Genomic DNA, 24,157 nt, shown 5'->3' on the forward strand with positions numbered 1-24,157 from the left:
ATTTTTGTATGCAAACTAGCTTAATTTTTTAATCTCAAGACATGAGAGTATTTATAACTATTTACTATGCTATTTTTTGTGGATTGAAGTTGTTATTTTCAAATATTAAAAATTATAAAAAATTGACCTATATAAATCTTGGTGAATAGAGAAGTGGATATGCATGAAAATATCTTAAGTTCTCAAAGAGACACAACAATCAAACCGATTCAATGGTCTAATGTCTTGAGTTGGGCTACTGAAACTGCAAAACAAGATCGGCACTCATATCAATCTCACCCGAGATCACACTCTATCCAACGATTAAAGGCGATGTGGACGCCTAACTTACATCAACCGTTGTTTATCATTGGTTCTCCTCGTTCTGGCACAACGTTCTTAGGAGCTTGTATTGCTGAATTACCAGAGATCTCTTATCATTTCGAACCGGTAGCATCTAAAGCTGCAGCTCGTTATGTTCACGAGGGACAGTGGGAATTCAGTAAAGCTAAGAGCTTCTATCGAGCGGTGTATGCCTGGTTGATGCGACTTCATTTTGATGCAGATTTGCGTTTTTCGGAGAAAACCCCCCGAAACTGCTTTCTAATCAACTTTTTATACCAGATATTCCCTGACGCCCAGTTTATCCATATTATTCGAGATGGTAGAGATGCTGCCCTCTCCCATAGTCAGAAACCATGGTTACAGGCCGCTTCTGCCCAGTCCGGCAAGCGAGAGTCGAGTGGCTATCGCTACGGCCCCTATGCTCGTTTTTGGGTGGAACCTGAAAGAAAAGATGAGTTCGAAACTACAAGTGATATACACCGCTGTATCTGGGCCTGGAGACGCCATACTGAAAGCATTCTGGCACAATCCAAAAACTTACCAAGAGCTCAATATTATGAACTTCGTTATGAAGCTTTCGTCACTTGTCCCCATGAAGAGGCTGATCGCTTGCTGAACTATCTGAATATTGTTCAATTTAGCTCTCGAGAACGCCTACATGAAGCTTTTGCTCGTGCTAATTCCCAGTCGGTGGGGAGATGGAAAGATGCATTGACCCCTGAACAGGTAAAACAGATAGAACAGGAGGCAGGTCCGATGCTTCAAGCATTGGGGTATCTGCAGGGATCATGAAAAACGCAATAAATGTATCTAAAACAATTCAAGATCCTATTTTCTTAGTGGGTTGTCCCCGCTCAGGTACAACTCTCCTTCAGCAAATGTTGGATGCCCATCCTGATATTGCGATCGCACCCGAAACTTTTTTTATCCGAAACTTTTGGTTAAAGCAAGACAAATATGGAAACTTAGGAGAAGACCATAATTACTACCAGCTCGTAGAAGATATTATTTCGTTGCCAGAATTTCAAGAAATGGAATTAGATCCAGAGGTCTACCGAGCAGCTGCTTGGAAATCTTCGCGAAGTTACCCTTTGCTTTTACGTCTTCTCTTGGAACAATTTGCCCACAAAAGGGACGTAGCTATCGTTGGGGAAAAGACACCAAATCATTTGCTGTACATATCAATACTCCAGCAATTTTTCCCTACTGCCCGATTCGTTCATATTGTCCGGGACCCCCGAGCTGTTGTTGCATCCTGGCAAACGGTCCCTTGGACAACGGGAACCCTAGCAGGTGATGCAGCAGTGTGGCGACGTTATATGTCAACAGCAAGAGGATGCCCAGTTGCTTTGAAGCCCTCACTATATACACTTCATTACGAAGCCCTCATTGAGACCCCAAAAATCACCTTAAAAGCCCTGTGCCAATTTCTCCAAATTCAGTTCGAACCAGCCATGCTGGCGTATCATCAACAACCATCTCATACTGTTAATGCTAAGCGCGAACCCTGGAAAATTAATGCAAAAAAGCAACTAAGCCAAACCTCCTTGAGCCGTTGGCAATCCACATTATCCAACTCGATGATTGCTGAAATTGAGGTGGTTGTTTGGCCAGAAATGATGCATTTTGGCTATAGTCCCATCACGAACCGTGTAGCCCTCGCCACTACAAAAACTTTTAAGATCGTGCAAAGTAAGTTTCAGAGGGCGATATCGCGCTTGAAATCTCCAACCCTTGGGATATAGAGATGAAACTTGGATATTTGCATATTGGTTCTCCTGAACATGGCGTATGTCGCTATGGACGTTTACTGGCGACAGAGGCGCGCGGATTGTCTACTCTTTCTGTCATAGAAGCTGAGGTAGAGCTAACCCTAGATCATCGGCAAAACCGAGCAGAAATCATTAAAGCTGCAAGACATCTCTCATCGGTGGATATTGTTCATCTTCAGTACAGCATAAAAAATAACAAAGGCTTGTGGGGACTAGGTTGGACCCAGCTGACTCATCTTCGGCTTTTTAGACAGTACTGTGCACAACCACTAGTCGTCACTCTTCATGATGTTTATGACTTACCCCCCAATCCGAGCAAAATTCCTGGTTATGTCTCTCGCATCCTGCACCGGTGCTCACCCAATCTTCTGGCCAAGGGCACTCCAAATAAATCTCTATCTCAGGCAGAGAAACTTTCCTTAGCGAATCTGCTTGACTCAATTCGACAATACCGTTGGCTTGTGCAGGGAGAAATACTCAGAATCCCTGGTGACATCTCATTGTATTGGTTATTGAGACAGGTCAAATTGGTCTTTGTCTCTTCTGAAGAAGAGAGAAGACGATTGAGCCAGGGTGATATAGGTTCTACAACAGTGATTCCGCACTTTGTTGAACAGCGATCGCCGACTCTTTCCAAGAAAGAAGCCCAGCAGGCATTAAACTTGCATGGATTTCAGGTCATTACACTTCTCGGATTTATTCATGAACGTAAGGGGCACCAGTTACTACTGAAAGCGCTTTCCCAACTCCCAGAACAGGTCATAGTGGTTTTTGCTGGGGGAGCGAGTCCTGGCAATGAACATTTTCTCAAAGACCTACTAGCCCTGGCAAAGACAGATGGCGTTGAGCATCGCTTACGTATCACGGATTATTTGTCTGAAGTTAATTTAGAGCGCTATTTGATGGCCACAGATTTGGCTATTTGCCCATTTCAATCCTTTGCTGCCTCAGGATCACTCTCAACTTGGATCTCTGTTGGTCGATCGCTATTAGCTTTTAACCTTCCACAAATTGCTGAATATAATCGGATCGAGCCAGATTCAATTAAAACGTTTCAACCCTACACTCCAGAAGCACTAGCGAGCGAGATTAAGCACTTATTATCCGCAGGGATTAAGGCAGAAGATATAGCTGTCGATCGGCTTAAACAAAGACTGTTATTGCCAGTCACCTTTAATCAACATCTAGTTCGTTATCAGCAAGTGGTAACTGCCCTTAACAAGACGATTGTTCGTCCTACCCACGGCATTAAGCCTAGCTATTGAGTTTGAAAGAGGCAAATCACTTATGCATTTCTCTTCATCTATAAAGCATGCATCTAGGCAGAGCCAAGCGGCTAATGAATCAACTGGGAACAGATCTGATCTGAAAATGACTGTTTACTTTGCACCCCAGTATTTGTCCATTAATCCCTATCAAAAGCAGTTGGCTAGCTCCCTAAAAGATCTGGGAGTTCGAGTTGAGGGAGTGAATGGGATGAAGGCATTTTTACCCACAGCAATCAAATCTAGGAATCTGAACGTTGTCCATCTGCACTGGTTACATCAATACTATCGAGCCCCGGAGTTCAGAAATTTCCCTATCCTCAAGGTTTTAAGATTCCCTTTTGCATTATTGACCCTTATAAAATTTCTGTTGGGCTTAATTTTTTTGAGAATTGCGGGTGTAAAGCTTGTCTGGACTGCCCATAATCTTGAGAGCCATGAGGCTTTATTCCCTCTGTTAGACTACATTTGCAGACTGGTTGTTGTACATATATCAGATTCTGTAATTGCTCACGGTCATGCTGCTAAGTCTGCAATTGCCAAAAGATATCGGCTCAAAAAGTTAGAGAAGATACTGGTAGTTCCCCATGGAAATTACATTCAGTCCTATGACAACTCAATGGCTCAGCCTGAAGCCCGTCAGGTTTTAGGTATCGAAAATACCAGTCTTGTCTTTCTCTTTTTAGGCTTAGTGAGACCCTATAAAGGAGTAGGAGAATTAATTGAAATTTTTAATCAGTTAGAGCACCCTGATAAAACACTCATCATTGCTGGAAAAACCTTAAACGATACATTCTCTCAAGAGATCAAAGCCAAAGCTGCAACCCAAACTAACATCAAGTTCATTCCTGGCTTCGTCCCTGATGAGCGAATTCAAATATACATGAATGCCAGTGATGCTGTCGTTTTCCCTTATCGTGATGTTTTAACATCAGGCGCGGCGATCTTAGCGATGTCTTTTGGTAAACCTTGTGTTGCTCCAAGAATGGGTTGTCTCCAAGAGATTTTAGATACTGCTGGAGCTTTTTTGTACGAACCTGATCAAACTGATGGTTTGTTGAAGGCAATGGAGCAAACAGCTTACAAAAAAACCGATTTGCTATCTATGGGAGCGCATAATCGGTGTTTAGCAGAACAATGGGACTGGACTACTATTGCGAAGCAAACCCTCGAAATATATTTACAGAAGTCCAATGCTTAATGGATAAAGAGGCTTCAGGCTGAATATTTAATGTTTATGAATATGCATTGCTATGTCTAATACTGTTACTCATCCAGCCATCAAGATCGCAAAACCAGAAACCATTCCATTTGTTTCAGTCATCATACCTGTGTTCAATGATTCAGAGCGGCTGTTTCAATGTTTGCAAGCATTAGAAAATCAGACTTATCCTGGTAAAACGTATGAAGTAATTGTGGTCGACAATGCTTCTGATGATGATGTCAGTGCTGTGGTAGACCAGTTTCCCTATGCTTCCACGACCTTGGAACTCCAGCAGGGGTCTTATGCGGCTCGCAATACTGGGATTGCGATCGCAAAAGGAAACATCCTAGCCTTCACAGATGCAGACTGTATACCAGCCCCCGACTGGATTGAAAAAGGAGTTCAGAGTTTACGCGACGTTCCGAACTGTGGTCTGGTAGCTGGCAGAATTGAATTCAGCTACCAAAACCCCCAGCAGCCGAACTCCATAGAACTCTGCGATAGTGTGCTGTACTTACAGCAAGATTTGTATTTAAAGCATGCCAAGTTTGGCGCTACGGCAAATGTCTTTACCTACAAATCAGTCTTTGCCGAAGTCGGTTTATTTGATCAAATCCTGAAATCTGGGGGGGACTATGAATGGGGGCAACGGGTTTTTGCCGCAGGGTATCAGCAGGTCTATTCACCAGAGGCTTATGTCTATCACCCAGCTCGATATTCCTTTGAACAGCTCTACAAGAAAATCCTCAGAACAACCCGAGGTCCTTACGATTTGAGTCAGTCTAGTACCTACTCCCTGAAGAAATTTATCAAAGATATCGCTAGAGATGTTTTCCCCCCTTTCAAAACCTTTGGTCGGGCGCGGGTAGATACCGTCCAACAAAAACTGCGATTGTGGTTTGTGTTGACCTTTATCAAGCATTTAACGGCTTTAGAGCGGGTAAAGGCACAACTCAAGTTTGGCTAGTCGTCTTTAAGTGTGATGCCAGTCCGGGGGAATGAAAACGTGACTATGTAATTAGCCCATGTTCAGAAGAAATGGACTATGAATGGGGGCAACGGGTTTTTGCCGCAGGGTATCAGCAGGTCTATTCACCAGAGGCTTATGTCTATCACCCAGCTCGATATTCCTTTGAACAGCTCTATAAGAAAATCCTCAGAACAACCCGAGGTCCTTACGATTTGAGTCAGTCTAGTACCTACTCCCTGAAGAAATTTATCAAAGATATCGCTAGAGATGTTTTCCCCCCTTTCAAAACCTTTGGTCGGGCGCGGGTAGATACCGTCCAACAAAAACTGCGATTGTGGTTTGTGTTGACCTTTATCAAGCATTTAACGGCTTTAGAGCGGGTAAAGGCACAACTCAAGTTTGGCTAGTCGTCTTTAAGTGTGATGCCAGTCCGGGGGAATGAAAACGTGACTATGTAATTAGCCCATGTTCAGAAGAAATCGCTATAAACGGTATTTCATCTCATTGTGCATTCTGCTAGGCATATTCGGACTATTAGCCTGTCAGCAGGTTAGCAGCAGCTCCTCATCGACGCCTCAGGCTCGCGTTGAGTCTCGTCCAGTGGACTATGGCCACAATGCGCCAACCTCTAGGGATAAATTTCTCTGGCCGTTTTCCTCAGACTCCATATGGAATATGCCCATTGGCTCTGATGCTCAATATAAGCCAGCCCGCATTAAGTCAGCCCCCCGTTTGCGATCTGATGAAGAGTATTTCTTTGAGCTTAAAGGGGATGATCCTCGTCAACCAGTTTATGCACCAGGTTCGTGGAAAAAACGCTGCAAAGGGAAAAAGAAGTCCATGAAGATTTCCCTTCCGGTTCCAGACGATCTGATCATTCCCGATGCGGAGAAGGGGAAGACACCGAATAATGCATCGGCATTTCTGATGCCTGATGGCAAGACATTGGTGCAGCTTGAACCGCTGGCACGCTGTGAGCCAGGAGGTCCCATTTATGGCTGGCGGTATTTTCCCAACGTTGATATCTACACTGCAGGCATTGGTGGTGCTCACTTTGGATCAGGACTATCTTCTATCGGTGGCTCAATCCGAGAAGGGGAATTGGTCGATGACGCCCCGATTCGACATGCGTTAAAGATTAATTTGTGGGGTAAAAAATATCTTTACTATTCTAAGCGCATCCCTGGATATCGTTGGCCAGCAGATCGTGCTGATAAGTATGCAGCCAAACAGTATGGGGGCAAGAATCCTGAGTTGGTTCAAGGTGCCTTATTAGCGATTCCCCCTGATCTCTCAGTGTCCAGCCTGGGACTCAAAACGCAACCGGCCAAAAAGCTTTTTCATGCGTTCCAAGACTATGGGGCTTACGTGGTCGATGATACGGACTGGAACGCCCATGCTATCCCTTTGGAGCATAGTGTACTGAAAGAGTTTCGACGGACCTATGGCTATTCCTTCAACACTTCAGAAGGTCCTTTCTTCGATGATGTGATTAAGCTGTTTACCGAGCTTTCGGTCGTATCTAACAATACGCCTGAGTCAGTGGGCGGAGGTGGCACCCCTAGAGCGCCATTGGCACCGCCCATTCGCAATTGACAGCTCAATCAATATATTTAACAAACGAACCGTCTAGGTTAAAGGAATTTGCACCTTTAATAATCGCAACGATTTCATCAGCTTGATTCGTAATGCCATCTCCATTGGTATCCAAGTATATTTCTGCCCCTTTATTACTGGTACCGACAACATACTGTTGGGCAGATCCTAGAAGGAGAAGGGTGTCTTTATCCTTACTGAAGTCATTAATTTGGGCAAATTCATCTTGCTTCAGAGGGGTACTACGATTACTTTGTAAAAACTCGACTCGACCGACGACATCAAATGTGTCGGAACCTGCCCCTCCTGTCAGGCTGTCTTTACCCGAACTGCTAACTAGGACATCCCCCTGTTTCCCGCCGATTAGCTGATCATGGCCTTTACCACCATGTAAATGGACGGTGCCTTGAAATTGGGATGCATCTAGTTTGTTATTGCTATCCCCACCACTGAGAATGACATGTTCAATACTATCGAGGGTATCGGTCCAGGTGCCAATCAGCTTGTTCTCCGTCAGCTCAAGGTCAATATCATCTGACTCGATCACGGTGTCAAAGCCAGTACCACCCATTAAGCGATCTTTACCGGTTCCTCCCGTCAGATGATCGTCGCCCTTGCCCCCTTCCAGGATGTCACTATAGGCACCTCCATCTAAGTAGTCATTTCCATCTCCCCCTAGTAAATGATCGGAGCTGGTATCACCAATGAGGTGATCATTGCCTTTACCGCCATCGAGGGTATCTTTACCCGACCCACCGGTGATGAAATCATGTCCACCTCGTCCTTGGATCAGATCATTCCCTTTTTTGCCATCCATCCGGTTGGCTTGGTCATCCCCCTCAAGATTATTTGAGTCGGCGTTGCCGATAAATGCTGGCGGGGCAGCGACATCAAAGTCTGGAGCTAGGGGAGTACGGGGTGTTCCACCGCCACCGATGTTATCTAAGGCATTGTTGTCAATGACATGCAGGGCCGAAAATAACTGCATATAGTCATCATAAAAAGGACCACTGTTGTCGGTAAAACTAAAGCCATAGTGGCTGGAAAATTCTTGCGTGACCCCTTTCTCAACTGCAATAGCATGGGCATCCCATCCGGTATCGTCGGCCAGATAAGCCCCATAGTCCTGAAGGGCATAGAAAAGTTTTTTGCCAACCTCGGTTTGAATCCCTAATTTATCTGGCGTCATGTCCGGTGGAATAGCTAGCAAGCTGCCGTTGAGTAGTTCTGGGGTAGCACCCGCATAGGTCTGTGGGCTGATATGGGTGTCTGCTTTCACAGCAGGCCAACGATATCCTAGTCCTCCACCTGGGCCTTTGGTATGAGAAAAATACTTTTTCGTCCAAAGATTCACTTTTAGGGCATGGCGGATGGGATCATCACCAATGAGTTCACCCTGTCGAATGGTGCCACCGATGGAGGATAACCCAGACCCAGCATGGGCCCCCTCGATACCCGTTCCATAAATATCCTCATATTTGGCAACATCCAGGGTATAGGGTAAGCGTTGGCCGTAGACGAAATCACGGTTGCGATCGCGAGTTAATGCATTCACCTGAACTAGGGTGCGGCCATCGGGCATTAAAAAAGCCGCAGAATTGTTAGGGGTCTTGCTATTGGTCGAATCAGCAATCAATAAATCATTAGGTAAGGGCAGGGATATTCCTTGATAGGTGCTGCCAGTGGTGCGACCTGGTCCCCAAGTTCCCTGGTTATAGAGGGGTTGTAACGGGTCATCCCCCTTAAGGATGTAAAAGTGATCCACATCTACTGTGGCGTTTTTTGCCTTTTCAATCTTGGCATCCACATATTCAGCATTAGACCCAATGGGGGTATTCCATATCGAGTTGGCAGCAAAAGGCCGCAGGGTTACATCCCGTGTCGCCACAGTTCCTCCTGTATTGGTTGTAGAGCTAGTAGTTTTAGAACCTTGAAGCAACCCACTGCCTTGAATGGCTAAAAAACTAACAACTTCGCTCGTATGGGAAGTTTCCGCATCCGCAGTGGTGTCTTCTTCTACCTTGACTTCTACAGAAGTATTGTGAAGATTACGATAACGAACCCCTGCAGAATCGCCTCCATCGTATGAGGCAAGGGACGCTAAAAAATTTGGAGTGGAGGTGAAACCGGAAAAATCAATGGATGCCCAATCATGGGTAATGGTATCTCCTGTTTGCCCAACTTGATACGCTAACCCTCCCCACGTTCCTGACCCTGACTCAATCGCTAACCATCCCACCGACTCTGACACATGACCAGAATATTTTTTCTTTTCTTCCTCTTCCATGCCCACCTGAAAGCCACTGACTGTCGTGGCTTGCTGCCGCGTGCGCACAAAATCTGAACCATCCGCAGTTTGCACTTGACTGAAAACGATGGGGGAATCCGAAAATTTTTGATTAAAGTTAACGGTTTCAAATCTACTGGTGACCAAGCCACTGGTATCTAGGGTGCCAACTTCTAGCTTTGTGCCATCTTCTAAAACCCATGACCCAGCTTCCAAGACGATATAACTAATATCCTCAGCTACATGTTGGCCATCATGATTACTGGGTTCTTGGATATAGAGTTCGAAACGATTACTTTGAATGTTGTCAATTCGAACTGTTGCAGGCTGTCCACCATTAAAACTCAGGGTTTGGGCGAAAATGACAGGGTTTATGTAGTCATGCTGAAGTTGGATGGTCTGTTTAAGATGGGTCAGACCAGAAATTTGCCCTACTTCACCTAGTGTGGCAATGGATGTTGCTGACCTAGGAACTGCAGACTGTATGGGAGAAGTGGCTAAAGCTGTCCCCGAAACAATCGGTGCAGGTGTCTGATAAAATATCCTGACATTTCGAAACAAGCTATCCGCCTTGGGGTGTGGGACATCTTGATCATTGCCAAAGGTTAAATAGGCGATATTGCCCGTGAAAAACTCGCCTACAGGAATGCGGTAAGTGAGCCAGTCACCGATAACAGTCTGATAATGGTTGAACTGGCTGATTCCCCAAGGTTGACTACCAAATAATTGAAAACTTTGGGTCGGACTCAGAATATTATCAGTATCAAATCCAATACTGTGAATTTCTCCTTGAACATTGCTTTTAAAGTCAAACTCTAAAACAGTACTTTTCGTAATTTGGTAAGGCAGCTTGATTTTTTTCCAACCATTCCCAGATAACTGCAATATATTGCCATTGGATAGAGTGGAAAAGCTCAGTTTCTGATCTTGAGAGCCTCCATAGGATTCAATCTGGTAATTATTGAAATTCAGCATGATCTCTTATTCGTATGATTCCAATAAATTATTCATTTTTTGACAAGTTGATATCGCATTCCTAATGCTAAAAAGGAATACTTTTCTGGGCGTATAAAAAATGACCACAGCAAGGAGACAATTTTGAGTAGGCTTAACAGTCCTAAAATTGCTTCAGCTATCGTTAAACCAATTTGGAGTAAAGTGTCTGCCTATGCTGCATAGTAATTTTTGGAATGCCATAAACTGATAGGCATTCTATTTTGCACCTAGCTATTCGCCAGAAAATCTATTCTATGGAGACAGAAGTACGCAAAGCCAACCTCTGTGGAGCTATTATCTTGTATTCGTTATTACTGTAAAAATTGTGTATGAGGTCAATAAGCTACGATGTAGTGATGCTTCTTGTCTCATTAAAAATCTCGACATTTAGATGTCCCCCAACTTCTGTCACTTGCACTCAGGAATACTATCTCTTCCTCAAAAATACTTTGCCATGAATTAACAAGAGAATTCTATAAGTCAATATGCATGGCTGATATTTTTCATGCATTGAATTCGAATTCTAATCATGCAAGATTATCTGAGGTAAAGTGTGTTCTGAGTAAAAATATCAAAGCTTGATATTAAAGCTCTGAAGCAAAATATAGTGCTTGGTTATAGAATTCCCAGAGCATCTATTTTAATGACATGAAAAAGTTGGAATGTCATGATTTTATGATTTGATTAAATCGTTGAAGAAGAGATAAGTCTATTGCCTTAATATCTCATCGAATGTGTTCTTCATTGATTTAGCCCAGATTCGGTAGCCTTGTGGAGATAAGTGTAGATAATCAGGCATTACTGTTTTAGAAATTTTGCCATCAGGTTCTAGAAAACTTGGCCCCATATCCAGAAATCGAATGGTCGAACCATTGTCAAGCTGCTCAATTTGTCTATTAATAGCCTGAATTTTTTTTCTGTTGGGCGTATGGGGTTGCTTGCCCGATGGAAGAATTCCAAGGAGGAGGATTTTAGTCTGTGGGTTTTTGATCCGAATTTTGGCAACGATTTTCTCAATTCCTGTCGCAATACGGGCTGAACTAAAAGAATCTTGCCAGAGATTATTAACGCCAATATTGAGAACGACTAACTGAGGTTGTATGTCGTCAAATAGGCCATGGTCAATTCGCCAAAGAACTTGTTGTGTGCGATCGCCACCAATACCAAAATTTGCGGCGCCAAGGTTGCCATAGTGTTGTTGCCAGAGCTTTTTATGCTTTCGCCACCCGCGGGTAATCGAGTCACCTAAAAAGACAATATTGATTTGGCGTTTCTGAGTTTGTTTGAGATGTTGCTGATGGAGCTTCAACCATGCTTGGGGAAATTTTGGATAGTGACCGGGCATGGGAACAGTGGGATCTTGCTGTTTCGGAGTGACAGTGGGTTTTGGTTGTTTCGGAGCAGATGCTTTTTCAAGATGATCCGCTATGTTTTTGATGTTTGAGCCAGTCAGTTTGACTTCATCTAACCAGGCTTTCCCCTGACCTTCTATCAGCAAAACGATTCCAAACTTATGAGTTTTGGGAGGTAAGATAACCTCCTGAGAGAAGGAACTCCAATCCTGAGTATTGTGGAGATACTTGACTTGCTGAAATTGGAGCGGGCGTGATTGTTTAGAAAAAGACTGAATGGCAATATTGACTTTGACCTTCCCTGTGGATTTAGCAAAACCGCTGACAGTGAAAGACTGACGAGATGCCCCCTTGATCAGTTGAAATGCCTGTCCTTTAGCAGGGCCAGACGTACTAGCCACCTTTAGGGCAGCAGGGCCCTGTTTAAAAATTTGAGTATCCCGTGTAATGGAGATCTTGCCTTTTCCCACCCACTGATGATGCCAATAGTCAGGGACCGTCGTTCCTAGAGTCATCGCACCATTACGTAGGGTGATGGGTTGTCTGCCCTTCTCTTTTGCCGAGGGGGGTGGCGATTTTTGCGCCTGAGAAGATTGAAGTGATATGCAGCCTGCTAGAGTTACTAACCCCATGATCAGCGAGGCTCCTATTGCTCTATGTCGATACATGATGGGCTGCCCATTGTATTGCTGTTAGATTGTCACATCTCTAACGGTTGAATTGGCGTAACCCAGATTACTCAATAAGCACTGTTCGTTAGGGTCGTGGCTTCCGTGGGGGGAGAGGTATGAGGATGAAAGCGTAATTTTTGTACATTATTCAAGTTTTTAGTGTTACTCTATCTCTTGCAGAGGTTCGAGAGTAACGGTGAGAGATGGACTACGAATTTAGAGTGATTGTGGAGAAAGTTTCGGTTACCACTCAGGAAGTCGTTAAACGAGACACTCTAAAAATCTATGACATCAAGCAACCAGAATCTATTCTAGATCTAGGATTGCGTCACGAAGAACAAATCTCTCTGCTTTCCAAAGTCCAAAGTGCTCTGTTATCCGAACAATCTACCCTCATCGATACTGGAGTTACGCAGTGCATCAAATGTGGTGGGAAAATAGGCAAGCTTGGTTTTCAACCATCTACATTCCATGCCGTCTTCAGCGATCATAAACTCCGTATCCAAAAACATCGGTGCAAGAATCCTGAGTGTCGATGGCAAAGTATGCCATCGGTGTTGAGCGTCTTTGGCACAGATACTCATCCTGACTTAGTAAAACTGCAATGTGAGAATGGTGCCTTGCATAGCTATCGAGAAGCTCAGGATAATATGGAGCGGCTGAATGCTCAGCGCCGGAGTGTGAATAACCATGTCCAAATCAAAAACGTGACCAATCAAGTCGGTGAGCGTTTATCTCAAGCGAACACTACCCCTCCAGATCAAGAAGAGTTACCCACCCCGGCAGCAGAACTCATTGCTCAAGTCGATGGGGGTCATATTCCTACCAAAGATAAAGACAAGCGCAGTTTTGAAGCCTTATCTGGCATCGTTTATCGTCCTAGTGCCATTGAAGTAGTTGATAAACATCATCGCCAAATTACGGAAAAGACTTGTGTTGTTTCCGCCTTAGAGGATGAGTTGCAAACCATCAAGACCTATCTGCATCATGCGGCACTTAAACAAGGGATGACAGAAGAGACACAGGTCACTGCCTTGGCCGATGGTGCTAGCAACTGCTGGTCAGTCATCTCAGTTCTTGAGCCTCATTGCAAAGCATTAGAGCTGATCTTGGACTGGTTTCATATCGGCAAGAAATTCCGAAATGTCAGCAATGCACTGGGTGAAACCTTTGCAGAATCCCTCGATAGTGCGAAGGGGAGTTTATGGCATGGAAAAGTAGATGATGCTCTGCAGAAGATTGCCATGCTTCGAGACAACATTTCAGATGAGAAGAAGCAAACAAAGCTCAAAGGCTTATACGATTACTTAAAGAATAACAGTGAATATCTTGTCAATTATGACGAGCGAGATAAAGCGGGGCTAGCTTATACCAGTCAAGTTGCAGAATCTCATATTGACACCCTCATTAATGCTCGCCATAAAAAGAAGCAGAAGATGCAATGGACTCGGGTAGGTGCCCATAATGTCTTGCAAATCAGGGCGAGTATGATCAGTAATGAATGGAGTGATAATTGGCTAGATTTAGTTCTTCCTGAAGAAGAAAAAGCTGCTTGAGAATTAGGCTTTTAATGTAGGATATTTACGCTTACTCGTCAACATGGTTGGTGCTTTGATCAGAAGGGACAGTGCGTCAAGAACCCGATGCTGGCTGATCCGACTGAGCAGGCAGTCGCTTACTGCAATGTTCGATCTCATGTAACTACCTATCCGACCCAGGTTGAACAAGGGTTGCTTTGGATTTGGCCAGATCATAATGCCCAAGCCTTTACAGACTGTCAGCAGAAACAACCCGCAACCCTGCCTGAACCTGGTTCAAAGTGGCATAAGGCTGATTGGCACATGATAGAGGTTCCCATAGGCTACACCGTTTCGATTGAAAACAGCTTTGACCCTGTACATGCTCAATTTCTGCATGAAGGAATCAGCGGTTTTTCACCCGCGAACGCGATTCCAATGCAAGGTTTCAAACTCGTAGACGAGCTATCGGCAGAGGATGGTTTTGTTCTTAGTCATAAAGGATATAACACCTTTAATCGAGAGATGGAGGCAACTCGAACATTCCGTCCCCCTTGTGCCAACATCACCCAGTACAACTTGCCAATGGCTGGTGTCCAAACCTTTCAACTCTATTTTGTCCCGACAGCACCAGGATATTGTCGATATATTATGAAGTTCGTGATGGACTTAGATTTTCCGGCTCGTCCTTTTAGTTTGATGCCGTGGATGAACAAAAAAATGCTAGAGTTGCTACCCGAATATGTGCAGATTGGACTACAACATTTGGGGCTTTACAAACTCAATGATCAGGATATTACAGCTATGTATGCCCAAGAACAGAATGAGGCTGTTCTCGATACAGGGCGTAGACGTACTCCCTTCCTCCCCTCTCCTGCGGATCAGGGAACTTTGACTTTTAAAAGCTGGCTGAATAGATTTGGAAATGGTGGTCCTGAACCCAATTCTCTCTACGCAGAAGGAGTGGAAAGCCGAAGCAATGAGCAACTCTATGACCGCTGGCATCGCCATACTAAACTTTGTCCTCACTGTTGCCGTTCTATAGAGTGGATTGCAAAAACTCAGAGAGTTTGCCATCGTTTGACGACTGTGACGGTAATTCTGGGGGGAATCATGCTTTTGCTACCACTATCAGTCCGACTCAGTCTGGGATGCTTCGCAATTGCAATTCTAAGTCTTCTAGGACATCAGGGACTCACAAAATTGCACTCGCATTTCATGAGTAGTATTCCGCGGCAAGGGATGCCAAACCTTCAACTTTGGCCCCATGGAGGTACTTGAACAGAAACTTATTGTTTTGGGTAAACACGATAAGTTTGCAAGTTGGGTTTCAAGCATTTATGAGCACGTGTCAGATCTGATAACAAGCTTCTAGTACTCCAAGGTGTAAGTTAGCCCACCATTAAAAGCGACAACAGGTGGGAAATTTGCACCACTCTTCAATGCAGCCGCATAGATTGCAACAGAATCTTCATTTAAACCTGTGTGACAGTGCAGCCCTCCATCACGCCGAAGGGTAGAAATCTCTAGACAAATAATAGAAGACATCTGGCGACCTCACCTTGCATAAGGCTGATTTTACCAACTTTCTTTCTACTCCCAATCACCCCCAAACCCTACTCACCCGCTCCCGATCCAACCACACCCCGATCATCTCCTCAATCCGCTCAATCGTTTCCCCTGGCCGCAGACTCAACACCTGCAACACATCGAATGTGTCTTCTAATTCCAAGGCGCACTCAAAGCAGAACTCGGGTGTTTCAAACGAAATTCTGATGAACGGTATACCGCTGCCCTCGATGGTGATCCAATATTTCCCTGAACTGCTTTGGGAAACCGTCAGATACTCAAGCTGACCCTTTTGCTTGGTCTGCTGAACCAAGTTCCTTTGACGCTTCTCCAGTGCGTGAAATTTGGACTCAAAAGCTCTCGACACTCTGGGGGGTCGGACCCTTCCTGGTGTTTGCCGAGCTGAATACCCTCGCTGCGTTCTCCGAGTATCGGTGGGTTCACTGCGGTCGTATCTGGGGGTGGGTTCAGTGGTGCGATCATCATCTTCAGGCTGTGGAGTCGCCTTGCGCTTCACTGGCAGATCGTCTTTCCGGTCGATGGTCGGGAATGATGTCTTGTCTGGGTATGCGGGGGGTGCTTCGGTGTTTGTCGAGGGTTTCACCGGGAGGTCGGCTGGTAGCTTGGGCTTCAGGGAAATGAGTTGAGGGGGCATTGCAGATATCCTGTGCTAAGGCTGGTTCAGTTTAGCCTTCGGGAATATGGTCTGGGGGATTTCTGGGAAAAGCTTAATTTCTTAGATGTCAGCTATTTATGAAGCTGTTTGAATAGGGACGCTTGGGGGTGCAAATAAGAACACTCCATTTCCTACCTCTTTACATTGACCAGATAGAGAATGGGCACTGCCCGCTAAATAGTCACTTATTCTCTGGGATGAAGAAGGTGGCAAGTCAGCCAAATTTACCAATAGCAGTTGTCCCTTTTTCAAGGATTGTACATCCGCTTCTGCTTCAGTAAATGAACTAGGATGAGACAGACGAATTTCACAGGGAGTCTTCCCGTGCAATGGAACTAGGTTATTCATAGGGCTATCTAATGCTCAGAGGTTCTGTTCATTGTGACACAACGAAATTTACTTTTATTCGGCGGGCAAATAACTCAGAGTTTTGATCAGGGATGGTTTTCATACTCCCACTCAATTCTGACCACCAGATTCACCTATAATCCAATAACTGCAATACTTGCAGATAATTCAGTAAAAAAACACTCTATATTTTGATTCAGTTTTGATTTTGCTGACATCTACCCCGCACTCACCGGAAAATCAGAAATTGTAGTAGGCAAAATTGTTCTCAATTCAGTTCAGTCAAGGATATACAGTATTTATGGCTAAAAAAACAGCCGCCGCAAAGAAAAAAACAGCCGCAAAGAAAAAAGATATTCAACCCCTAGTCGGGAAAGAACTACTCAAAAAGCTCAAGGATTTATCTCACCTCTCGAAGCGGGATAAAGCGAAAGAGTGTGGCTATGTAGTCGGCAAGCAAGTTAACCTAAGTGGTTTTATGAATGCCATTTTGGAAGCCAAGGGCATTTCACTAGATGGTGATGCCAATAACGACGGTAGAGGTCGAGAGGCAACCTATCGAGTCAAAGTTCATCAGAATGGGCAGGTGGTCATCGGGTCTACCTACACCGAAAAAATGGGTTTACAGACGGGTGATGAGTTTGAAATCAAGGTCGGCTATAAGCACATTCATCTAACTCAATTGACGGAAGATAAATAAGAGTATTTACGCTTTTACCCAAAATTAATTCGATTTCTCGCGAGAATCTAACAACACTCATATTCTGCTATCTCACATCCTGAAAGAGATTGACAAGTTCCTTATAAATAGCTTTGGGCTTAAGCATAAGTCAGCAAACTGAATACCTGGAATACATCACATCGGGCGTATTTAGCGGATCGGGGATGCCTTAGTTTTCGGAATGGTCACCTCTGGGAATAAGGAGTCAAACCGTTCATTGACCCAGGCAATTCTCAAGATCAGTAAATGGTTGAAACCATCCTCACTCCAGCGCATGCCAACTCCCTTAAAGCGCTGCTGAATCAACCACTTGCATGCACTTTCAACCATTCCTGACCCGAGAGGAATCTGTTGCTGTTCAAAGTGCCGATAACGGATGTGGTTATGATGGCGTTGGAAATAAGCCTGCACCTGGAGCAACGTTGAAAAAGACTTTCCCGTTAACAGTTGTGAGTGAATCAATATCGTCAAGGACCGTAATACAAGTAGGTGTTGCCCGTGTCGCAATTGGTGTCGCCAGTGCCGGAACCAGGCTTGGGCTTGAGCAGAGCGGGCATCTCCAAACATCGCTTTAGTTGCTCGTGCCAGATGGCCTGCTGAATGAAAAAAGTCGAGGACTGCCACAGCACAATGAGAGAACAAGGTGCGATAGACTCGCCAGAAGCCTCGTCCCCCATCACTGAGCCAGATGACTTTTGGAGCAGATTCAAAGTCTTGTTTGTGAGCTTCGAGTTGAAGTAAAGGGATGAACTGGTCGATATCGCCCAATACTGCCACCAGTCTTCGACGCAGTAATTGGGGGACCTCCTTTTTAGCTCGGGTAACCCGTGTTCCCAGGCGAGCTAAGATGGCGACTTTGACTTCTCGCCACTGGATTTTTCCCTTGGGTGAGTTCGGGGTGGGGCGAAAGGGGACCATCACACCATCGGCGGCAATGGCCAAAGGTAGAGCAGATAACATCTCTGAAATCGCTTCACAAGGGGCCTGAGTCCCTGATGATTGAGCGTTGAGTTGAGCTTCTAATTCCTGCTGAGCTTTGTTACCCACGGATTGCACCCAGTTCCACAAACTGGATGGACTCACGGATAGACCACTCCACTGACCCAGCATCCAACTGGCCAGTTCATAGGGCATGAACAGACTCAACAAGCAGCCCAGACGCACCAGTTCTTCGCTGCTGTGCTGATAGGGGGCAATCCCAATGGCTTGATCCAGGGGAGTCAACAGACTGCCTGGACATCCTTTGGGACAACGGCCCACCCGTCGCTTTCAAGAGATAGTGCCTACCAGTGTCTGCATCTGACGAGATTCCCATCCCTTCGAATGTAAGCGGGTTCCGCAGGTAGTACATACAGGCCATACAAATACTGCTTTCGCGCGCCTTGAGAGTTCATCCTCCAGAAGACAGCGAGCTAGAAACAAGCCCATTTGCAGAACGATATAAACCATCTGACTCAGGCTGGTTGATACTTTGAGTGCTTCAGTTTGTTCTAGAAATTCGTCATGGGCTAGCACGGTTAGCAATTGCGATGGTAGGGTCATGATAGTTTTTTGGTTCGGGTACAGGATCTATTGTCCTTGACCCGTTTTTCTTTGAGCCATGCATCCCCGATCCTTTGCTTACGCCCCATCACATCTCTATGAAGATTGCTTTTATTCTCAAAGGGAAAAATGGGAATCGGGTAGCATGAACATCACTAATATTGGAAATGACTGCATGTCAATTTACGTTGGTAACCTCTCTTATGATGTTACAGAGCAAGATCTAAATACCGCTTTTGCTGAATATGGGACCGTAAAAAGTGCCAAGCTTCCCACTGACCGTGAAACAGGGCGCAAGCGTGGATTTGCCTTTGTCGAAATGGGTGATGAAGCTGAGGAAGCTAAAGCTATTGAAGAACTAGATGGTGCTGAATGGATGGGACGTACTCTCAAAGTGAATCAAGCAAAGCCCCGTGAGAACAGAGGTGGTGGTGGTAACCGCTGGTAGAGCTAATTTGAATTAAGGGGGTTGGAACTCATAGCTCATTTATTTTTTGAGCTATGAGTCTGCCTGATTAAAGTTCTTCTCTTCACTTAAATGACACGAATAAGGCAACCCTTCCAGCCCAGTTGGTTTTTCATGTTAATGGTATTAGTAAAGACTTGGGTGTTATTCCCGTAAACCGTCTTACTCCCTTGATTACAGGATAGCTTGGCTTTATTCAAGCCAGTTGAATAGTAACCTTTCCAGGCTCTATCAACACTTTGGCCAAATCCCAACCAGCAATTCTCATTTTAGAATTCAAGTAGAGTTAGCCCCTTCGGTGAGCATGAAATCAAACAACGCATCCCAACTAGCGAACCAAAAATAGCGAGTCAGGGTAAATAAGTCACGGAAAAAGTCCTTTCTAGTTACCAGCAGTTCTCGCAGTTGCCCATAGGTGCCGCCAAGCAACTCTAAAATTGTATGCATCAAAAATGCTAGCAAGTTGAGCGTCACCAGTAATTCAGCCAGATGCTCTTGGCCATGGCCAAAGTTGTGTTCCAAATGATAGCCCTTGGTTTTGAGCACATTATTGTTTTCATTCTCGACCTTCCACGTAAGCGTAAATATCCTACATTAAAAGCCTAATTCTCAAGCAGCTTTTTCTTCTTCAGGAAGAACTAAATCTAGCCAATTATCACTCCATTCATTACTGATCATACTCGCCCTGATTTGCAAGACATTATGGGCACCTACCCGAGTCCATTGCATCTTCTGCTTCTTTTTATGGCGAGCATTAATGAGGGTGTCAATATGAGATTCTGCAACTTGACTGGTATAAGCTAGCCCCGCTTTATCTCGCTCGTCATAATTGACAAGATATTCACTGTTATTCTTTAAGTAATCGTATAAGCCTTTGAGCTTTGTTTGCTTCTTCTCATCTGAAATGTTGTCTCGAAGCATGGCAATCTTCTGCAGAGCATCATCTACTTTTCCATGCCATAAACTCCCCTTCGCACTATCGAGGGATTCTGCAAAGGTTTCACCCAGTGCATTGCTGACATTTCGGAATTTCTTGCCGATATGAAACCAGTCCAAGATCAGCTCTAATGCTTTGCAATGAGGCTCAAGAACTGAGATGACTGACCAGCAGTTGCTAGCACCATCGGCCAAGGCAGTGACCTGTGTCTCTTCTGTCATCCCTTGTTTAAGTGCCGCATGATGCAGATAGGTCTTGATGGTTTGCAACTCATCCTCTAAGGCGGAAACAACACAAGTCTTTTCCGTAATTTGGCGATGATGTTTATCAACTACTTCAATGGCACTAGGACGATAAACGATGCCAGATAAGGCTTCAAAACTGCGCTTGTCTTTATCTTTGGTAGGAATATGACCCCCATCGACTTGAGCAATGAGTTCTGCTGCCGGGGTGGGTAACTCTTCTTGATCTGGAGGGGTAGTGTTCGCTTGAGATAAACGCTCACCGACTTGATTGGTCACGTTTTTGATTTGGACATGGTTATTCACACTCCGGCGCTGAGCATTCAGCCGCTCCATATTATCCTGAGCTTCTCGATAGCTATGCAAGGCACCATTCTCACATTGCAGTTTTACTAAGTCAGGATGAGTATCTGTGCCAAAGACGCTCAACACCGATGGCATACTTTGCCATCGACACTCAGGATTCTTGCACCGATGTTTTTGGATACGGAGTTTATGATCGCTGAAGACGGCATGGAATGTAGATGGTTGAAAACCAAGCTTGCCTATTTTCCCACCACATTTGATGCACTGCGTAACTCCAGTATCGATGAGGGTAGATTGTTCGGATAACAGAGCACTTTGGACTTTGGAAAGCAGAGAGATTTGTTCTTCGTGACGCAATCCTAGATCTAGAATAGATTCTGGTTGCTTGATGTCATAGATTTTTAGAGTGTCTCGTTTAACGACTTCCTGAGTGGTAACCGAAACTTTCTCCACAATCACTCTAAATTCGTAGTCCATCTCTCACCGTTACTCTCGAACCTCTGCAAGAGATAGAGTAACACTAAAAACTTGAATAATGTACAAAAATTACGCTTTCTGTTGACGACAGACAAGGGTGCCATCCGTTTGAATCTTGCCTAGGGATAACCGCGTCAATTTATGGGGACAAACATCATCCATTGCTATCCACTGACCCTGATGTTGCCAGATCACCAAATTTTTACCGAGCAAGGTGATGGGGGTGGGGCAAGAGTTATCCAAATAGTTTAAGGGACTAACCGGATACCACTGCTTCAGCCAATTTAAGGGTTGTCTTTCAGCGGTGGATTGTGATTCTAAACCACTTAGATTTTCTGACTTGAGGTCAATATCTGTCGTCATAAGGCACCATTGTTCTAGTTTTGCTGAGAACGTGCTTGAAAACTATGTAGGTAACGTGGCTCTATTACCTCAGATGGACGAAGACAATATCTAATGACAGATTTCTAGTTGGTTAATGCTAATCCATCCTCGCTCAAAAGATATACCACTAATCAAACGTCAGCAACTTTCCCAACTTTTATGCATTATCTAGAAAATGTGCGTGAAGACTCCAACTATACGAATGTTAGTTGGAGATGTGTATAGCACTCCATTCCAAGCATATTGTTATGCCGAACATGCTAGTGTAATAGTATGATTGTACTAAAGTTTAAAGCAAGAACCAGTCAGCATCAAACAAGTGCGATTGATGAAGCCATCAGGACAGCTCAATTCATTCGTAATAAGTGCTTGCGCTTTTGGATGGATAACAAAGGTACAGGCAAATACGACTGTAAGCGTAAATATCCTACATTAAAAGCCTAATTCTCAAGCAGCTTTTTCTTCTTCAGGAAGAACTAAATCTAGCCAATTATCACTCCATTCATTACTGATCATACTCGCCCTGATTTGCAAGACATTATGGGCACCTACCCGAGTCCATTGCATCTTCTGCTTCTTTTTATGGCGAGCATTAATGAGGGTGTCAATATGAGATTCTGCAACTTGACTGGTATAAGCTAGCCCCGCTTTATCTCGCTCGTCATAATTGACAAGATATTCACTGTTATTCTTTAAGTAATCGTATAAGCCTTTGAGCTTTGTTTGCTTCTTCTCATCTGAAATGTTGTCTCGAAGCATGGCAATCTTCTGCAGAGCATCATCTACTTTTCCATGCCATAAACTCCCCTTCGCACTATCGAGGGATTCTGCAAAGGTTTCACCCAGTGCATTGCTGACATTTCGGAATTTCTTGCCGATATGAAACCAGTCCAAGATCAGCTCTAATGCTTTGCAATGAGGCTCAAGAACTGAGATGACTGACCAGCAGTTGCTAGCACCATCGGCCAAGGCAGTGACCTGTGTCTCTTCTGTCATCCCTTGTTTAAGTGCCGCATGATGCAGATAGGTCTTGATGGTTTGCAACTCATCCTCTAAGGCGGAAACAACACAAGTCTTTTCCGTAATTTGGCGATGATGTTTATCAACTACTTCAATGGCACTAGGACGATAAACGATGCCAGATAAGGCTTCAAAACTGCGCTTGTCTTTATCTTTGGTAGGAATATGACCCCCATCGACTTGAGCAATGAGTTCTGCTGCCGGGGTGGGTAACTCTTCTTGATCTGGAGGGGTAGTGTTCGCTTGAGATAAACGCTCACCGACTTGATTGGTCACGTTTTTGATTTGGACATGGTTATTCACACTCCGGCGCTGAGCATTCAGCCGCTCCATATTATCCTGAGCTTCTCGATAGCTATGCAAGGCACCATTCTCACATTGCAGTTTTACTAAGTCAGGATGAGTATCTGTGCCAAAGACGCTCAACACCGATGGCATACTTTGCCATCGACACTCAGGATTCTTGCACCGATGTTTTTGGATACGGAGTTTATGATCGCTGAAGACGGCATGGAATGTAGATGGTTGAAAACCAAGCTTGCCTATTTTCCCACCACATTTGATGCACTGCGTAACTCCAGTATCGATGAGGGTAGATTGTTCGGATAACAGAGCACTTTGGACTTTGGAAAGCAGAGAGATTTGTTCTTCGTGACGCAATCCTAGATCTAGAATAGATTCTGGTTGCTTGATGTCATAGATTTTTAGAGTGTCTCGTTTAACGACTTCCTGAGTGGTAACCGAAACTTTCTCCACAATCACTCTAAATTCGTAGTCCATCTCTCACCGTTACTCTCGAACCTCTGCAAGAGATAGAGTAACACTAAAAACTTGAATAATGTACAAAAATTACGCTTTCATTGCTGTCTCCATTCCTCTGACTAATGCACAGAAGTTTAGAGGTTGGCCTGGTCTGGTTAGGGGGAATGACCTGTCGAAATGATGGTTAGGGGGTGGCGAAGTTTATTGCCATTTGACCGGCGAAGTTATTACCACAGAGGTGGCGAAGTTTATTGCCATTTGACCGGCGAAGATAACTTCCAAAGGGGTGGCGAAGTTGCTGCTATTTGACCGGCGAGGTTGCCCTCCAAAGGGGTGGCGAAGTTTGTGAGAATATGCAGCTATCTTTTGAATCTCATGTGATAGACAATAGAGAACCACCGACCAATCATCCTTCGCTAATTCAAGAAATGATTGACTTGGGGTTGGTCAAGACTCAAAGGAGCCGGGCTCACTGCGATCTCTCCCGATTTCAAAGAGAATGTTGGTTTGAGTATTGTTCTGACTTGGTGTTGCCATCCATCTATACCTGGGAATTGTGGCACGAGAAATTCATCACCAGTCAAAAGGAATCGACTACCCTGATCGCACCTGGGGAAGACTTTGAGCATTTTAACTATGTATGGGTACAAGAGATGGAAATCCAGACAGTGCAACCAGGCTAAATTTAGATGGTTAAGGTTCTGATTGCTTCATGGCACTATAAGATGTTGCATTAACTATGGCGAAGACCAA

At 44.6% G+C, this 24,157-nt stretch carries 19 protein-coding genes and 4 pseudogenes; 13 read left to right on the top strand and 10 right to left on the bottom strand.

Translation table 11 applies throughout. The annotated features are described in order from the left end of the window. Positions 1–312: 312 nt before the first annotated feature. The 7 genes from I1H34_RS12005 (at position 313) to I1H34_RS12035 (ending at position 7,131) form a co-directional block, all read left to right on the top strand. Positions 313–1,116: a sulfotransferase family protein gene (locus tag I1H34_RS12005; protein ID WP_249370038.1), complete on the top strand. Its 804-nt coding sequence runs from the start codon at positions 313–315 to the stop codon at positions 1,114–1,116. Next, positions 1,113–2,069: a sulfotransferase family protein gene (locus I1H34_RS12010; RefSeq protein ID WP_212665833.1), complete on the top strand. Its 957-nt coding sequence runs from the start codon at positions 1,113–1,115 to the stop codon at positions 2,067–2,069. The genes I1H34_RS12005 and I1H34_RS12010 overlap by 4 nt, the downstream gene beginning before the upstream one ends. Before the next feature lie 2 nt (positions 2,070–2,071). Beyond that, the gene (locus I1H34_RS12015) at positions 2,072–3,361 is read left to right on the top strand and encodes a glycosyltransferase (RefSeq protein ID WP_212665834.1); all 1,290 of its coding nucleotides are present in this window, start codon (positions 2,072–2,074) and stop codon (positions 3,359–3,361) included. 211 nt (positions 3,362–3,572) lie between these two features. Then, the gene (locus I1H34_RS12020; protein ID WP_249370040.1) at positions 3,573–4,562 is read left to right on the top strand and encodes a glycosyltransferase family 4 protein; all 990 of its coding nucleotides are present in this window, start codon (positions 3,573–3,575) and stop codon (positions 4,560–4,562) included. A 52-nt stretch (positions 4,563–4,614) separates the two neighbouring features. Then, positions 4,615–5,532 carry a glycosyltransferase family 2 protein gene (locus I1H34_RS12025; protein ID WP_212665836.1) on the top strand — a complete coding sequence of 306 codons (918 nt, stop codon included), beginning with the start codon at positions 4,615–4,617 and terminating at the stop codon, positions 5,530–5,532. A gap of 71 nt (positions 5,533–5,603) precedes the next feature. Continuing rightward, a complete protein-coding gene (locus I1H34_RS12030) occupies positions 5,604–5,942 on the top strand; it encodes a hypothetical protein (RefSeq protein WP_249370042.1) in 339 nt (112 codons plus the stop codon). 58 nt (positions 5,943–6,000) lie between these two features. Next, positions 6,001–7,131: a hypothetical protein gene (locus I1H34_RS12035; protein WP_249370044.1), complete on the top strand. Its 1,131-nt coding sequence runs from the start codon at positions 6,001–6,003 to the stop codon at positions 7,129–7,131. Between the two features lie 4 nt (positions 7,132–7,135). Here the strand turns inward: I1H34_RS12035 and I1H34_RS12040 are convergent, their stop codons facing one another. Then, the gene (locus I1H34_RS12040) at positions 7,136–10,393 is read right to left on the bottom strand and encodes a calcium-binding protein (RefSeq protein WP_212665837.1); all 3,258 of its coding nucleotides are present in this window, start codon (positions 10,391–10,393) and stop codon (positions 7,136–7,138) included. A 730-nt stretch (positions 10,394–11,123) separates the two neighbouring features. Next, the gene (locus I1H34_RS12045; protein WP_249370046.1) at positions 11,124–12,398 is read right to left on the bottom strand and encodes a GDSL-type esterase/lipase family protein; all 1,275 of its coding nucleotides are present in this window, start codon (positions 12,396–12,398) and stop codon (positions 11,124–11,126) included. A 242-nt stretch (positions 12,399–12,640) separates the two neighbouring features. Here I1H34_RS12045 and I1H34_RS12050 point away from each other — a divergent pair, with 242 nt between their 5' ends. Both I1H34_RS12050 and I1H34_RS12055 read left to right on the top strand, forming a co-directional pair. Next, positions 12,641–13,993 carry an ISKra4 family transposase gene (locus I1H34_RS12050; RefSeq protein ID WP_212665839.1) on the top strand — a complete coding sequence of 451 codons (1,353 nt, stop codon included), beginning with the start codon at positions 12,641–12,643 and terminating at the stop codon, positions 13,991–13,993. Positions 13,994–14,080: 87 nt separating this feature from the next. Then, positions 14,081–15,235, top strand: coding sequence for a (2Fe-2S)-binding protein (locus tag I1H34_RS12055; RefSeq protein WP_249370048.1), 1,155 nt, complete (start codon positions 14,081–14,083; stop codon positions 15,233–15,235). Between the two features lie 90 nt (positions 15,236–15,325). On the opposite strand, the gene I1H34_RS12060 is transcribed toward I1H34_RS12055, so the two are convergent. From I1H34_RS12060 to I1H34_RS12070, 3 genes are all read right to left on the bottom strand, one after another. Next, positions 15,326–15,502, bottom strand: coding sequence for a hypothetical protein (locus tag I1H34_RS12060; RefSeq protein WP_212665840.1), 177 nt, complete (start codon positions 15,500–15,502; stop codon positions 15,326–15,328). 55 nt (positions 15,503–15,557) lie between these two features. Next, positions 15,558–16,178 carry a hypothetical protein gene (locus I1H34_RS12065; RefSeq protein ID WP_212665841.1) on the bottom strand — a complete coding sequence of 207 codons (621 nt, stop codon included), beginning with the start codon at positions 16,176–16,178 and terminating at the stop codon, positions 15,558–15,560. 96 nt (positions 16,179–16,274) lie between these two features. Beyond that, positions 16,275–16,547, bottom strand: coding sequence for a cell division protein SepF (locus tag I1H34_RS12070; protein ID WP_212665842.1), 273 nt, complete (start codon positions 16,545–16,547; stop codon positions 16,275–16,277). Between the two features lie 301 nt (positions 16,548–16,848). On the opposite strand from I1H34_RS12070, the gene I1H34_RS12075 reads away from it, so the two are divergent. Beyond that, positions 16,849–17,247, top strand: coding sequence for an AbrB family transcriptional regulator (locus tag I1H34_RS12075; protein WP_212665843.1), 399 nt, complete (start codon positions 16,849–16,851; stop codon positions 17,245–17,247). Positions 17,248–17,418: 171 nt separating this feature from the next. Here the strand turns inward: I1H34_RS12075 and I1H34_RS12080 are convergent. Further along, positions 17,419–18,810: pseudogene (locus I1H34_RS12080) on the bottom strand (ISKra4 family transposase). Between the two features lie 175 nt (positions 18,811–18,985). Here I1H34_RS12080 and I1H34_RS12090 point away from each other — a divergent pair. Beyond that, positions 18,986–19,258, top strand: a complete 273-nt coding sequence (locus tag I1H34_RS12090) for an RNA recognition motif domain-containing protein (RefSeq protein ID WP_212665844.1) — start codon at positions 18,986–18,988, stop codon at positions 19,256–19,258. Positions 19,259–19,552: 294 nt separating this feature from the next. Here the strand turns inward: I1H34_RS12090 and I1H34_RS32145 are convergent. The 3 genes and pseudogenes from I1H34_RS32145 to I1H34_RS12105 form a co-directional block, all read right to left on the bottom strand. Then, positions 19,553–19,849 (bottom strand): annotated as a pseudogene (locus tag I1H34_RS32145) (ISNCY family transposase); the annotation flags it as partial. Positions 19,850–19,885: 36 nt separating this feature from the next. Continuing rightward, on the bottom strand, positions 19,886–21,238 hold the full coding sequence (locus I1H34_RS12100; RefSeq protein ID WP_212665839.1) for an ISKra4 family transposase: 1,353 nt from the start codon (positions 21,236–21,238) through the stop codon (positions 19,886–19,888). Between the two features lie 81 nt (positions 21,239–21,319). Next, positions 21,320–21,601 (bottom strand): annotated as a pseudogene (locus tag I1H34_RS12105) (Rieske 2Fe-2S domain-containing protein); the annotation flags it as partial. 294 nt (positions 21,602–21,895) lie between these two features. Between I1H34_RS12105 and I1H34_RS32935 the strand changes: the two are divergent. Further along, positions 21,896–22,042, top strand: a pseudogene (locus I1H34_RS32935) (transposase); the annotation flags it as partial. 27 nt (positions 22,043–22,069) lie between these two features. Here I1H34_RS32935 and I1H34_RS12110 read toward each other — a convergent pair. Further along, positions 22,070–23,422, bottom strand: a complete 1,353-nt coding sequence (locus I1H34_RS12110; RefSeq protein WP_212665839.1) for an ISKra4 family transposase — start codon at positions 23,420–23,422, stop codon at positions 22,070–22,072. Between the two features lie 335 nt (positions 23,423–23,757). Between I1H34_RS12110 and I1H34_RS12115 the strand changes: the two genes are divergently transcribed. Then, complete coding sequence (locus tag I1H34_RS12115; RefSeq protein ID WP_212665845.1) at positions 23,758–24,087, top strand: hypothetical protein; 330 nt, start codon at positions 23,758–23,760, stop codon at positions 24,085–24,087. Positions 24,088–24,157 lie beyond the last annotated feature (70 nt).

The organism is Acaryochloris marina S15, assembly GCF_018336915.1.
GTDB lineage: Bacteria > Cyanobacteriota > Cyanobacteriia > Thermosynechococcales > Thermosynechococcaceae > Acaryochloris > Acaryochloris marina_A.

Bases quoted from the DNA above. Each gene is read 5' to 3' on its own strand.
- I1H34_RS12005 (WP_249370038.1), top strand. From the start codon at position 313: ATGTGGACGCCTAACTTACATCAACCGTTGTTTATCATTGGTTCTCCT.
- I1H34_RS12010 (WP_212665833.1), top strand. From the start codon at position 1,113: ATGAAAAACGCAATAAATGTATCTAAAACAATTCAAGATCCTATTTTC.
- I1H34_RS12015 (WP_212665834.1), top strand. From the start codon at position 2,072: ATGAAACTTGGATATTTGCATATTGGTTCTCCTGAACATGGCGTATGT.
- I1H34_RS12020 (WP_249370040.1), top strand. From the start codon at position 3,573: ATGAAGGCATTTTTACCCACAGCAATCAAATCTAGGAATCTGAACGTT.
- I1H34_RS12025 (WP_212665836.1), top strand. From the start codon at position 4,615: ATGTCTAATACTGTTACTCATCCAGCCATCAAGATCGCAAAACCAGAA.
- I1H34_RS12030 (WP_249370042.1), top strand. From the start codon at position 5,604: ATGGACTATGAATGGGGGCAACGGGTTTTTGCCGCAGGGTATCAGCAG.
- I1H34_RS12035 (WP_249370044.1), top strand. From the start codon at position 6,001: ATGTTCAGAAGAAATCGCTATAAACGGTATTTCATCTCATTGTGCATT.
- I1H34_RS12040 (WP_212665837.1), bottom strand. From the start codon at position 10,393: ATGCTGAATTTCAATAATTACCAGATTGAATCCTATGGAGGCTCTCAA.
- I1H34_RS12045 (WP_249370046.1), bottom strand. From the start codon at position 12,398: ATGGGGTTAGTAACTCTAGCAGGCTGCATATCACTTCAATCTTCTCAG.
- I1H34_RS12050 (WP_212665839.1), top strand. From the start codon at position 12,641: ATGGACTACGAATTTAGAGTGATTGTGGAGAAAGTTTCGGTTACCACT.
- I1H34_RS12055 (WP_249370048.1), top strand. From the start codon at position 14,081: ATGCTGGCTGATCCGACTGAGCAGGCAGTCGCTTACTGCAATGTTCGA.
- I1H34_RS12060 (WP_212665840.1), bottom strand. From the start codon at position 15,502: ATGTCTTCTATTATTTGTCTAGAGATTTCTACCCTTCGGCGTGATGGA.
- I1H34_RS12065 (WP_212665841.1), bottom strand. From the start codon at position 16,178: ATGCCCCCTCAACTCATTTCCCTGAAGCCCAAGCTACCAGCCGACCTC.
- I1H34_RS12070 (WP_212665842.1), bottom strand. From the start codon at position 16,547: ATGAATAACCTAGTTCCATTGCACGGGAAGACTCCCTGTGAAATTCGT.
- I1H34_RS12075 (WP_212665843.1), top strand. From the start codon at position 16,849: ATGGCTAAAAAAACAGCCGCCGCAAAGAAAAAAACAGCCGCAAAGAAA.
- I1H34_RS12090 (WP_212665844.1), top strand. From the start codon at position 18,986: ATGTCAATTTACGTTGGTAACCTCTCTTATGATGTTACAGAGCAAGAT.
- I1H34_RS12100 (WP_212665839.1), bottom strand. From the start codon at position 21,238: ATGGACTACGAATTTAGAGTGATTGTGGAGAAAGTTTCGGTTACCACT.
- I1H34_RS12110 (WP_212665839.1), bottom strand. From the start codon at position 23,422: ATGGACTACGAATTTAGAGTGATTGTGGAGAAAGTTTCGGTTACCACT.
- I1H34_RS12115 (WP_212665845.1), top strand. From the start codon at position 23,758: ATGCAGCTATCTTTTGAATCTCATGTGATAGACAATAGAGAACCACCG.